The 12,433-nt window shown below is 44.4% G+C and carries 10 protein-coding genes; all 10 read right to left on the reverse strand.

Going from position 1 to position 12,433, the window contains the following annotated elements; translation table 11 throughout:
• Positions 1 to 3: 3 nt before the first annotated feature.
• On the reverse strand, positions 4 to 3,567 hold the full coding sequence (smc, locus tag NST31_RS01650) for a chromosome segregation protein SMC (RefSeq protein WP_339163515.1): 3,564 nt from the start codon (positions 3,565 to 3,567) through the stop codon (positions 4 to 6).
• Positions 3,568 to 3,592: 25 nt separating this feature from the next.
• Entirely contained in the window at positions 3,593 to 4,324 is a 732-nt protein-coding gene (gene rnc / locus NST31_RS01655) for a ribonuclease III (protein WP_077111755.1), read from the reverse strand.
• 77 nt (positions 4,325 to 4,401) lie between these two features.
• Positions 4,402 to 4,635, reverse strand: a complete 234-nt coding sequence (locus tag NST31_RS01660; protein WP_077111756.1) for an acyl carrier protein — start codon at positions 4,633 to 4,635, stop codon at positions 4,402 to 4,404.
• A 78-nt stretch (positions 4,636 to 4,713) separates the two neighbouring features.
• Positions 4,714 to 5,457, reverse strand: coding sequence for a 3-oxoacyl-[acyl-carrier-protein] reductase (gene fabG, locus NST31_RS01665; protein ID WP_077111757.1), 744 nt, complete (start codon positions 5,455 to 5,457; stop codon positions 4,714 to 4,716).
• Position 5,458: 1 nt separating this feature from the next.
• A complete protein-coding gene (fabD, locus tag NST31_RS01670; protein ID WP_339163521.1) occupies positions 5,459 to 6,400 on the reverse strand; it encodes an ACP S-malonyltransferase in 942 nt (313 codons plus the stop codon).
• 19 nt (positions 6,401 to 6,419) lie between these two features.
• A complete protein-coding gene (gene plsX / locus NST31_RS01675; RefSeq protein ID WP_077111759.1) occupies positions 6,420 to 7,409 on the reverse strand; it encodes a phosphate acyltransferase PlsX in 990 nt (329 codons plus the stop codon).
• A 12-nt stretch (positions 7,410 to 7,421) separates the two neighbouring features.
• Complete coding sequence (fapR, locus tag NST31_RS01680; RefSeq protein ID WP_077111760.1) at positions 7,422 to 7,988, reverse strand: transcription factor FapR; 567 nt, start codon at positions 7,986 to 7,988, stop codon at positions 7,422 to 7,424.
• A gap of 90 nt (positions 7,989 to 8,078) precedes the next feature.
• On the reverse strand, positions 8,079 to 10,127 hold the full coding sequence (gene recG / locus NST31_RS01685; protein ID WP_339163524.1) for an ATP-dependent DNA helicase RecG: 2,049 nt from the start codon (positions 10,125 to 10,127) through the stop codon (positions 8,079 to 8,081).
• Positions 10,128 to 10,166: 39 nt separating this feature from the next.
• Positions 10,167 to 11,843, reverse strand: coding sequence for a DAK2 domain-containing protein (locus NST31_RS01690; protein WP_339163527.1), 1,677 nt, complete (start codon positions 11,841 to 11,843; stop codon positions 10,167 to 10,169).
• A gap of 16 nt (positions 11,844 to 11,859) precedes the next feature.
• A complete protein-coding gene (locus NST31_RS01695) occupies positions 11,860 to 12,222 on the reverse strand; it encodes an Asp23/Gls24 family envelope stress response protein (protein ID WP_077111763.1) in 363 nt (120 codons plus the stop codon).
• Positions 12,223 to 12,433: the final 211 nt, after the last annotated feature.

Below are 12,433 nucleotides of genomic sequence, written 5' to 3' on the forward strand. Positions count from 1 at the left end.
AGGTTATTTGGCCAGCGCTTCGGCTTCCTCCAGTTTTACAGAAACAAGTTTGGATACGCCGGACTCCTGCATCGTGACGCCGTATAATACGTCTGCTCCGGACATAGTGCCTTGTCTGTGTGTAATGACGATAAACTGGGTGCTTTGGCTGAATTCTTTTAAATAATTGCTAAATCGAAGGACATTCGCTTCGTCCAGCGCCGCTTCCACTTCGTCCAGCACACAAAACGGGACTGGTCTGACTGTTAAAATGGAAAATAATAGGGCAATGGCTGTCATCGATCGTTCTCCGCCCGATAAAAGGCTCAAATTTTGCAGTTTTTTTCCGGGCGGCTGGGCTACTATTTCAACTCCGGTCGTTAATAAATTATCCGGTGCTGTCAACTCCAGCTTCGCTCGTCCTCCGCCAAATAAGGATCGAAAAACTCCTTCAAATGCTTGTTGGATGGATTCAAACGTTTGACCAAACCGTTTAATCATTTCTCCATCCATCTCCTCCATAATTTGTATAAGCGTATCCTTCGCTTCCATTAAGTCTTGCTGCTGGGCTTGTAAAAATTCAAATCGGCTGTTTACCCTGTCATACTCTTCTATTGCACCAATGTTGACAGTACCCATATCCTCAATTTCATTCTTAAGCACTTCCAACCTGTTTTTTGCTTCTTCAGGTGTTTCTTCTAATGGATAATCTGCTTTCGCCCGCTCATAAGACATCCTATATTCATTTTTTAATATATGGGCATAGTTTTCCAATTCAACTTCGAGCCGGTTTTTTTTTAATTCGCTTTCTTTTGCCAGATTCATCATTTTCCGATGTTTTCTTTTTAACGCTCGCAGTTCGATTTCGATTTCCGCAATGGCTTGCTGGACAGCGTTTCTTTCTTTACGCCTAAGTGCAGCTTCTTCGATCGTTTCTTCCTTTTTTTTCCGCATAATGTGTATTTGTTGGTGATTATCGACGATATTTTTCTCGATTTTTTCGCTTTCTTTTTGGAGTGCGGCGAGTCTTTCCTCTGCGTCCACCATGTCGTTTTGCAATTCTTTCAACGTTAACATAAGCCTGTCCCGATTGGCTATTTCTGCGTTTTTCTGTTCATGCAAAGTCGCATAACGCGTATTTAATTCGTTTATGTCCCCTGAAAGCAACTCTTTATGTTGACGCTGCTCATTCCGTTTTGTTGTGAGCTCTTCAATCTCCTTATCAAGCTTGGCAATTTCTTGTTGACTATTTTCCAACACGGATGCAACTTGCTTCATTTGGTCTTGGATCGAGATACATTCGGCTGTGATTTCCTTTTTTTCCATTTCAAAAAGAGCCATGTAGTCTTGCGCATTTTTTTCATTGATTTCAAGCTGGGAAATTTGTTTCTCTAATTCCTGGCGCTCTCGCAGCCACTTTTTCTTTTGTTTTCCCGCTTCATCCAGCACATTATTATATTTGGCAAGTTGCTCCTTCAGTCTGCTTCCTTCAAGTTCATAGTTTGAAATGGTTGTCTCCACAGCATATAGCTCTTTTTTTAACCGGGCAATCTCATTCTTGCGTCCCACAAGGGAGTTCCGTTTTTGTTTTGAATTTCCCCCCGTCATGGAACCGCCGGGATTCATCACTTCGCCGTCGACGGTTACGATGCGAAAACGATATTGAAGCAGCTTTGCCAGCTCCGTTGCTCCTTGCAAGTCTTTGGCAATAATGACATTTCCCAGCAAGTTGCCAATTGCCGCCTCATGCTTTTTGTCAAAGCGGATCAGTTGCGAGGCAATGCCGACAAATCGGCTGTGACGCTGAAGGAACGCTAGTTGCTCGCTTTGCAGCTGTTTCGGCCTGACAATATTAAGCGGCAAAAAAGTCGCCCGTCCCAATCTGTTTTTCTTTAAAAATTCGATCGCTTTCCGGGCGTCTTCGTCTGTTTGGACAATGATGTGTTGAACGGCGCTGCCAAGCGCGATTTCAATGGCTGTCTCCAGCTCTTTCGGAACATCAATCAATTCTGCGACGGCTCCTTCTATGCCAGACAAAATGGATTTTTTGGCTTTCAACACTTGACGTACACCATGAAAATATCCGGCATAATCCTCAGCCAATGATTCTAGACTTTCCTTTTGGGCTTTCAGTTTATCGGCGGTTCTGTAGGATTCCATCAGCATGGATTGCTGTTGATCCAATTTACCCTTCAACCCATTCATATGTTCCACAAGTTCTTTTTCCTGCAACACTATGTCTTCCAGGGCTTTTAACACTTGAACGATTTTTTCCTTTTTCTCCAAAAGCTTGCTTTTTATATCTTGATAGTCTCCTGAATATTTGTCATAATTTTCATTCGCCTTTTGCAGCTTTATTTCCTGCTGGCTTAACTGGCTTTCTAAATATTGAAGCCTGTTTTTCTCGGATGCCCGCTGATTCAAAACCTCGACATAATCACTTTTTAGCGAATCTATCGTCGCCTCAATTTGGTCATCAAAAAAGCCCAGCTCATTTTTCTTTTTTTGAAGCTCATCCTGGACATGGTCAATTTCCTGATCTTTTTTTTGTAAGAGATTTCTCGTAGCCTCGAGTTGTTTTTTTAACTCTTCTATTTTACTGCCGGCCTCTTGAATCGAAACTTGGAGCTGTTCCATTTGTTCGTTCGTATGCTTCTTTCTTTCCTGAAGAACCTGGCTCGTCCCTTCCAGTTTCTCTAGTTGTCCAGACACTTCGAGAAGAACATTTTGAAGTGAGGTGATCGCCTCGTCAAGCCCATTCTCGGTCTCCCTTTTCCCATCAAGAGCCATTTCAGCTTGCTGGACGGCATTTGCCACTGATTGCTCATTGTCGGTATGCTCTTCCCACTTGTTGTTCAACGACTCCCATTCTTTATAAAGCGTTTCGATTTGGTATACTGTTAACGCTATTTCACTTTTTTCTTTCAACCTTTTTTTATCCAGATATGTTTTGGCCTTTTCTGCTTGTTCCATTAACGTTTCCAATTGTCCATCCAATTCATGGATAATATCGTTCACCCGGTTTAAGTTGTCCTCTGTTTCCGCCAATTTTCCTTCTGCTTTCATCTTTCTCTGCTTATATTTCAGGACTCCGGCGGCCTCTTCAAAAATGGTCCGCCTTTCTTCCGGTTTACTGTTTAAAATTTGATCCACTTTTCCTTGGCTAATGATGGAAAAGGCCTCTCTTCCAAGCCCTGAATCAGTAAACAGATCGACAATATCCCTGAGCCTGCATCTGCTCCCATTGATATAAAATTCACTTTCTCCGGTACGATGAACGCATCTTTTCACACTGACTTCATTATAATCAATCGGAAGCAACCCGGATGTATTATCCAAGATCATGGTCACTTCCGCAATATTAAGCGGCTTCCTTGAATCGCTTCCCGCAAAGATGACGTCTTCCATCGTTCCCCCGCGCAAGCTTTTGGCGGATTGTTCGCCGAGCACCCAGCGAAGAGCGTCTGTAATATTGCTCTTGCCGCTTCCGTTTGGCCCGACAACCGCGGTAACGCCGGGTACAAAATCGACCGTTACCTTCTCGGCGAAAGACTTAAATCCAAATATGCTTAATTGTTTCAAGAACAATCTGTTTCTTCCCTTCACTATTGAGTTAAAGCTCGTTTAGTTTTCCTAAAGCCATTTGGGCGGCATGCTGCTCCGCTTCTTTTTTGGAGCGGCCCATGCCTTCGCCGAGTACTTGGCCATTGAGGATTACTTGCGCTTCAAACACACGATTGTGGGCCGGACCGTGTTCTTTGAGTATATTGTATTCAATCGCTCCGGAACCGTCTCTTTGAACGAATTCCTGAAGCTGGCTTTTAAAATCCATCACATGAGAAAAAGCACCTTTGTCCACTTTTGGAAACACGATTTTTTCAAGGAATGCTTTCGTTATTTCCAAGCCCTGATCCAAGTATAAAGCTCCGATAAATGCTTCAAAGGCATCCGCAAGCAATGCGGGCCGTTTTCTTCCGCCAGTCATTTCTTCTCCCTTGCCAAGTAAAACGGCATCACCAAAATGCAGTTCATTGGCAAAAACAACTAATGACGGCTCACACACGATGGCAGCTCGGAGCTTCGTCAGCTCTCCTTCGCTCATCATCGGATATTTTTCGTATAAGTAGTGGGAAACTGTCAGTTCCAGAACCGCATCTCCCAAAAATTCCAGACGTTCATTATCTTCATAGGGCTTTTTTCGATGCTCATTCACATAGGATGAATGTGTAAAAGCTTTCATCAGGAGTGTTTCATTGGAAAATTGAATTCCAATTTTTTCTTGGATCTGTTTAAATAACAAACGCTCCCGTTCTCCTGCTTGTTGACTTTTTTTTGGTTTGCGCATATCTTCTTCCACCTTATCGGTATTTATAAGTAGAAAAAGCCCCGTCGGCAATCAACGGGACATTTTACTTCCAACGATTAACTGTTGCTTTTTATGTAATTGACCGCATCACCGACTGTCGCGATTTTTTCAGCATCCTCATCGGAAATTTCCATATCAAACTCGTCTTCAAATTCCATGACCAGTTCAACTACATCAAGCGAATCTGCTCCTAGATCATCTCTGAACGAAGCTTCAAGCGTTACTTTAGACTCTTCCACTCCAAGACGGTCAACAATAATTTTCGTTACTCTTTCCATAACATCTGCCATCCGATTCACCTCCCCTCAAGTCATTATAATCGATATACATGAAAAATAAAATATCGCCTTTATTTTCCTCAGGCGCATTTACATAGCCATTCCGCCATCTACGCAAATCGTTTGTCCTGTTATGTACTCGGCATCATCGGAAGCCAAAAACAGCGCTGTTTTGGCGATATGCTTTGCTTCACCGAATCTCGCAAGCGGAATTTGTTGTAACATCGCTTCTTTCATGTCTTCCGATAATTCGTCAGTCATATCCGTGGTAATAAATCCAGGCGCAATCGCATTGACTGTAATATTGCGTGATGCAAGCTCCCTTGCCGTAGATTTCGTTAAGCCGATGACTCCGGCTTTTGCTGCAACGTAATTGGCTTGACCCGGGTTTCCGATCACACCGACGATCGAAGAGATGTTGATGATTCTTCCAGATCTTTGCTTCATCATTTGCCTCGTTACAGCTTTTGTGCAAAGGAAGACTCCTTTTAAGTTGGTGTCGATCACTTCATCCCACTCATCTTCCTTCATTCTCATCAGCAGATTATCTCTCGTAATACCGGCGTTGTTGACAAGAATATCTATACGCCCAAAGTGGCTAATTGTATCTTTCACCATTTTTTGTACCGCATCCCCAGACGCCACATTGCATTGATAGGCGACCGCTTCGCGGCCCATGTCGGTAATCAGGCGTACTACTTCTTCGGCTTTTTCCTTGCTGCCGGAATAATTGACGATGATATTGGCTCCTTCATTGGCAAGTGTCAAAGCCATTTCCCGGCCTATTCCCCTTGAGGCTCCTGTCACGATAGCTGTTTTTCCTTCCAAACGCAATTTAATTCCCCCTTAATGCCGCCACTGCAGCTTGTAAGCTTTCCGTATCTTGGACAGATACTGTCTTGACGTTGCGGTCTACTTTTCTGATAAGTCCGGATAACACTTTTCCCGGGCCGACTTCTACGAAAGTGCCGACACCAAGCTTGATGAGCTTTTCGACCGTATCTTCCCACAAAACTGGTGAATATAATTGTTCAATCAACTTTTTCCGAATCATTGCAGAATCGGTTTCGGGAGCCGCGGTCACATTGACTACGACCGGGATCTCGGCATCTTTTACATTGATTTCGTCCAATACGGCTTGGAATTTTTCTGCTGCGGGTTTCATGAGCATGGAATGAAAAGGACCGCTCACCTGCAATGGAAGGACGCGTTTCGCCCCCGCTTCTTTAGCCCGATCTCCAGCTTTTTGCACTCCCGCAACCGTACCGGAAATCACAATCTGTCCGGGACAATTGAGATTGGCCAATTGCACGGGATCTCCTGCTCCCGTTACATGTTGGCAAATATCGTGAAGGATGCTTCGGTCCAACCCCAATACAGCCGCCATTGTGCCTTCTCCGCTTGGAACAGCTTCTTCCATATATTCGCCCCGCTTCCTGACTGTATAAACAGCGTCTTTAAAGTCGAGCGCTCCGCTCGCTACCAGTGCGGAATATTCTCCCAAGCTGTGTCCGGCCGTATAATCCGGGCGAATGCCGGCTTCTTCCAGCCCTTTCAGCAAAGCGACGCTTGTCGTCAAAAGGGCGGGCTGGGCGTTCGTTGTAAGCGTCAGCGTTTCCTGAGGTCCCTCAAAAATGACCTTGGACAAGGAAAAACCCAATGTTTCATCCGCCAAGTCAAAAATGCGGCTTGCCTGTTTATTTTGCGTGGCCATTTCCTTTCCCATGCCTACCGTTTGCGAGCCTTGCCCCGGAAAAACAAAGGCAATTTTCTCCATGTATTCCACTCCCTTTATATTAACCATTTTGTTCAGTAATATTGGCTTTGATCGTTCCGGTCACATCGTTCTTGACAATGTCGAACGCTTGGCGGATCGCATGGTAGACGGCATTCGCATTAGAGGAGCCATGAGCCTTGATGACCGGCGACTCCAATCCGAACAGACAGGCGCCTCCATACTCCGTATAGTCCATTTGATCTTTCAGTTCAAGCAAATCCCCTTTGATGATCCCGGCTGCCAATTTGTTTTTAACACTTTTTGTCATCGTTTTTTTCAGCATGGAAAAAAGCGAAGCGGCTGTTCCTTCAATGGCTTTTAAAACCACATTTCCGGTAAATCCATCCGTTACGACAACATCCGCATGACCCTCAAGAAGTTCCCGGGCCTCGATATTTCCGGTAAAGTTCACGTTTGCTTTTTTCAATAAGTCGTATGTCTTTTTCGTCAGATCGTTACCTTTATTCTGTTCAGAGCCAATATTTAATAAAGCCACTCGCGGATTTTCTATCTTTCTAACATTTTCAGCATATATTTTTCCCATATAAGCATATTGCAGCAAATGCTCGGGCTTGGCATCCACATTAGCCCCTAAATCTAGCATCACAAATCCTTTTCCATCAATGGTTGGAAGTGTCGGGGCAAGAGCGGGCCGCTCCACACCTTTAATTCTCCCGACAATAAATAAACCTGATGCCATCAAGGCCCCTGTATTGCCGGCTGATATACAGGCATCCGCCTGTCCATCGGCCACAGCTTGGGCCATTTTCACCATGGATGCCTCTTTCTTGCGGCGCACGGCTCTGACCGGTTCGTCGTCCGCCCCGATTACTTCTGTTGTATGGACGATTTCAATCCGTTCATGACTAGTCAGGTATTGCTGTATGTCCTTTTCGTTTCCATACAACGTGAATGCTGCATCAGTAAAATCTTTGGCTGCTTTTTCTACACCACGGACAATTTCTCTTGGTGCATGATCGCCGCCCATCGCATCTATCGCAATCTTCATGTTAAAACTCCCTTACTCATAACTGAAACGATACATTTCAAAATTTCCTTTAAAGCACATTTCGCCGCCTACAAAACTTTCAACCTTCACAAACGTTCTTTTGTCACCTTTTGTATGGCCGAGGACTTTTGCTTTGGCGACTACTCTTTCACCTGCTTTAACCGACCTTGTAAAATGAATGTCCGCTGTGACCGTAAGAGCAACTTCATCATCAATGACTGCAACAGCCAATGAGTTTGCCTGGGCAAACAGATGGTGCCCCCGCGCAATAGAATTTCTTGTAAATGTGTGTTCGCTTTTCACATCAAAAATGGATATCGCACTTTTATCAAGCTCAATATCGATGATATCACCGATGACATCATCTGCAGGCAATGACTTTACTTCATTATCGACATGTTGTTCGGCCACATGCTTAATACGTTCACGCAGCTCCGGTATACCGAGTTCCATCCGATCAAGTCTGATCGTTTGAACACTGACCAAAAAACGTTCCGCCAATTCCTCATCCGTGATGAACGGGTTCGTGTCAATCGTTTGGACGAGAAGCTGCTGGCGTTCTTTTTTCGTTGGCTTCATGCATGCATCACACCATTTCACGTTATTAAGACTTGGTATTAATAGTAGTATATAAAAAGGTGGATTGTCATGCAACATTATTGGAATATCTTAATCTAATTTCTCTCCGGACATAGCTCCCGATTCTTCAAGATAACATCTAAGCGACGCATATTCATCATCCTGCCAAAATTCGTCCAGTTCAATGAAACGGATCGCGTCGGCGCGGGCAATTTCCAAAATTCGGTAATCATGGACCATGTCCGCCACTCGAAACTCAGGCAGCCCGCTTTGTTTTTTTCCGAAGAAATCCCCTGGCCCACGCAATTCTAGGTCACGTTCACTCAATACAAATCCGTCATTCGTTTCTGTCATAATTTTCATTCGTTCTTTCCCGGTTTCATTTTTCGGATCGGCAAGCAAAATGCAATACGATTGGCCGGAGCCGCGTCCAACTCGGCCGCGCAGTTGGTGCAACTGGGATAACCCGAATCTTTCCGCATCATAAATCAGCATGAATGTCGCATTTGGAACATTGACTCCTACTTCCACAACAGTTGTCGAAACAAGGACTTGGATTTTATTGGCGCTGAATGCTTTCATGACTTCCTCTTTTTCTGAAGAGGGGAGGCGTCCGTGCATCAAGCCTGTATGAAACCTGCCGTGAAAATGATTGGCCAGCAAATTATACACGTCAATCGCATTTTGGACATCCAAGTTCTCCGACTCTTCAATTAAGGGGCATATGACATAGGCCTGCCTGCCTTTATTCAACTCTTTTTCCATTAATGAAAGTACCCGATCCAGCATTTCATGCTTTGCCCAAAACGTTTCAACAGGCTTTCTGCCGGCAGGCATTTCGTCAATAACAGACACATCCATCTCGCCAAAAACAGTAATAGCGAGCGTTCGGGGAATTGGGGTGGCAGTCATAAATAAAACGTCCGGATTTTCCCCTTTTTCTTTTAAAACTCTCCGCTGTTCTACACCGAAGCGGTGCTGTTCATCTGTAATGACGAGCCCCAGATTTGAAAAATGCACCTCATCTTGAATCAAGGCATGCGTTCCCACTAATATATCAATCTCTCCATTTTGAAGCCGTTCCAATATTTCTTGGCGGGCCTTCCCTTTTACTGAGCTGGTTAACAAACCTATTGTCAAGTCCGTATTGGCGAACAGCTTGCTTAACGATTCGGCATGCTGTTCGGCCAATATTTCCGTTGGAACCATTAAAGCCCCCTGGAAACCCGCCGTATAACTTGCGTACAACGCAATCGCGGCCACAACCGTTTTCCCCGAACCGACGTCCCCCTGAAGCAGCCTGTTCATTTTGTAAGGCGATTTTAAATCTGCACAAATGTCATTGACTGCTTTTTTTTGTGCATTCGTCAAAGAAAAAGGGAGGGTCGAGATAAACTGCTTCAATTGCTTCAAATGATAGTCTTGGCCGACTCCCCGTGTTCGTTCCCTTCTCATTTTCCTGAACACTTGAAGCTTTAATTGGAACAATAAAAATTCCTCGTAGACAAACCGTCTGCGCGCCTGCTTCATCTCCTCCTCCGTTTTCGGAAAATGGATGAATGCTAGAGCATCCTGTATAGGAGCCAATTTGTAGCGGTCTCTTACTGCTTTTGGAAGAATTTCTCCCACGGTGCCGCCGTATTTTTGCAGGGCATTTTCTATATAGCGACGCAGCGCTGGAACCGTAACATTCCCTTTTACCGGATAAACAGGAAGGAATGGCGTGACTTGCTGGTGTGGACCAAAAACGATGTGGCTGCATGTAATGGTTTGCCGATGTTTGTCCCACTTTCCGGACACAGTAATCACATCATTCGGCGCCAACTTGCCCTTTAAATACGATCGATTGAAAAATACTGCCTTAATCAAGTATTTATCAACCAAAAGATGGATCGTCAGCCTGTTCTTTTTTCTTCCATAAAATACAAGAGAAGGTTCACTATGAACCTTCCCTTCAACCGTTATCCGCTCATCGTGTTGAACGTCGGCCAAATCACGCACTCTCATGTCATCGTAACGGTAAGGCAAGTAGTACATTAAATCTTGAATGGAGTGAATCCCCATATCGGCAAGCTGGACGGCCGTTTCCTTCCCAATTCCTTTTACTACTGTTACGTCTATATTTTGTAAATCGGTCATGGGCTGCTTGCCTCCCTCCTTCCTTATTTCAGGAGCATATCACTCAACTGAAAAAATAAAGTCGTATACAGGCTGGCCCCCTTCATGGAGTTCAACCTCTATATCAGGAAACTGCTCTTCGGCAAACCGGCACAATTGTTCCGCAACCGCCGGCTCGGTGCCTTCTCCATAAATGATCGTCAAAATTTCCGAGTCATCCTCAATCATTTTTATCAACAAATTTTTGGCCGCTTCCAACAAGTTTTTGTTTGTTGTTACGATTTTACCGTTGGCAATGCCCATATAGTCATCTTTTTTGATTTCCATTCCATCGATGGACGTATCCCTGACAGCATACGTAATTTGTCCTGTTTTTACCAATTGCATCGCATTTTTCATTGCCTGTACATTGCTTTCAAGGTCCCGATCCGGATGGAATGCCAACATAGCGGCGATCCCCTCAGGAATTGTCTTTGATGGAACGACAAAGATGTTTCCCTTGGCAACTTCGGCTGCCTGTTCCGCTGCCATGACAATATTCTTATTATTGGGAAGAATAATGATGTTTTCAGCATTTACCCCATTGACGGCGTTAAGCAAGTCTTCGGTACTCGGGTTCATCGTTTGGCCGCCTTCGATAATGGCGGAAACGCCGGTGCTTTTTAACAATTTAGCGACGCCTTCTCCAGTGGCCACAGCAACTATTCCCCATTTCTCCTGTTTCTTTTTCTCAACAACCGGAGTGGATGGGGCTAAAGCCGGGCGCTCTTTTACAAGGGCGCTGTGCTGCTCCCGCATATTCTCAATCTTTATATGAATAAGTGGACCGTACTGCAGGCCGTATGATAAGACCTCTCCGGGCTGCTCGGAGTGAATGTGGACTTTGGCCACCTCTTCATCGGAAATAACGAGCAGGGAATCGCCGTATTCACTCAAGTCTTTCCGGAAGGTTTCTTCATAAAAAGGTTTTTGATCTTTTTCCAAACGGACCATGAATTCTGTGCAATATCCAAATTCAATATCTTCCGTACTCATAAATCCGTGAACATTTTGGTGATGCTGCGCGTTTACCAGTTCTTCCATCGAGCGGACGTCCGTTCGGGGAGCGCGCGAAAGAACTTTTCCTTTCAAAACTGCCAGAAAGGCTTCATATATAAAAACAAGTCCCTGCCCACCGCTGTCTACAACACCTACTTCCTTTAAAACGGGTAGCAGATCGGGGGTCCGGGAGAGCGACTTTTTTGCAGCAGCCAGAGTATGATCCATTACTTCTGCAATATCCACCGTCGTTTTGGCGGTTTCCACCGCTTGTTTGGCGGCATCTTTTGCTACTGTCAAAATCGTTCCTTCCACTGGTTTCATGACTGCTTTATAAGCTGTTTGAACGCCTGCTTCCAATGCGCGGGCAAATTCTCTGCTCGTTAAAGCGGATTTGGTTTCAATTTCTTTGGCAAATCCCCGAAAAAGCTGGGATAAAATAACGCCGGAATTCCCGCGGGCTCCCATTAACAAGCCTTTGGAAAAAGCGGCACCTACCTTGCCTATGTGATCTTGTACATTTTTTTGTACCTCTTTTGCTCCCGAATTTATTGATAATTTCATATTTGTACCTGTATCGCCGTCAGGCACAGGAAAAACATTTAAGGCATCAACCAACTCGGCATTGGCTGATAAGTAATCGGCTCCGTGAGTAACCATCTCAGCGAAGCGATTTCCATCCAATGATGTTATCGACACAAACTTTTCCTCCTCATTACGGGTTCGTAACCCGAACTCCATGAACAAATATATTGACTGTATCGGCTGATAGTCCGATCATTTTTTTCAATGTATACTTAACCTTTGATTGGACGTTGTAAGCCACTTCTGAAATTTTTGTTCCATAGCTGACAATTATGTACATATCGATGTGGAAGGCGCCTTCTTCCTGACGGATGACCACTCCGCGCGAAAAATTATCTCTGCGCAATATTTCAGTCAGCCCATCTCTAATTTGATTTCTGGAAGCCATACCGACGATACCATAGCAATCAATCGCCGCTCCACCGGCAATCGTTGCGATCGTTTCATTCGATATGTCGATTTGGCCGTACTTCGTTTTCATTTCAATGGACATGTTGCTCCCTCCTATTCTCTTTCCAAAAGGTTGAACGGTTCAAGTTTATGGCTATGCTTATCTTACTATAACAGAGGTAAATTTTAAAGCTGAATCATTTTTATTTGATTGCTCCGTAAAGAAAAAAACCTTAACAGCAGGGAGAAGATTTGTTGCATTCTGGCCCGTTGTATGATAAATTATTAAAGTATTATTTACGAATAAAGATTAA

It is taken from the genome of Siminovitchia sp. FSL W7-1587, assembly GCF_037963795.1.
Classification (GTDB): domain Bacteria; phylum Bacillota; class Bacilli; order Bacillales; family Bacillaceae_C; genus Siminovitchia; species Siminovitchia thermophila.

Excerpts from the sequence above, each read along its gene's own strand:
- rnc (WP_077111755.1), bottom strand. The coding sequence starts at position 4,324 with ATGCGCAAACCAAAAAAAAGTCAACAAGCAGGAGAACGGGAGCGTTTG.
- NST31_RS01660 (WP_077111756.1), bottom strand. The coding sequence starts at position 4,635 with ATGGCAGATGTTATGGAAAGAGTAACGAAAATTATTGTTGACCGTCTT.
- fabD (WP_339163521.1), bottom strand. The coding sequence starts at position 6,400 with ATGGAGAAAATTGCCTTTGTTTTTCCGGGGCAAGGCTCGCAAACGGTA.
- plsX (WP_077111759.1), bottom strand. The coding sequence starts at position 7,409 with ATGAAGATTGCGATAGATGCGATGGGCGGCGATCATGCACCAAGAGAA.
- fapR (WP_077111760.1), bottom strand. The coding sequence starts at position 7,988 with ATGAAGCCAACGAAAAAAGAACGCCAGCAGCTTCTCGTCCAAACGATT.
- recG (WP_339163524.1), bottom strand. The coding sequence starts at position 10,127 with ATGACCGATTTACAAAATATAGACGTAACAGTAGTAAAAGGAATTGGG.
- NST31_RS01695 (WP_077111763.1), bottom strand. The coding sequence starts at position 12,222 with ATGTCCATTGAAATGAAAACGAAGTACGGCCAAATCGACATATCGAAT.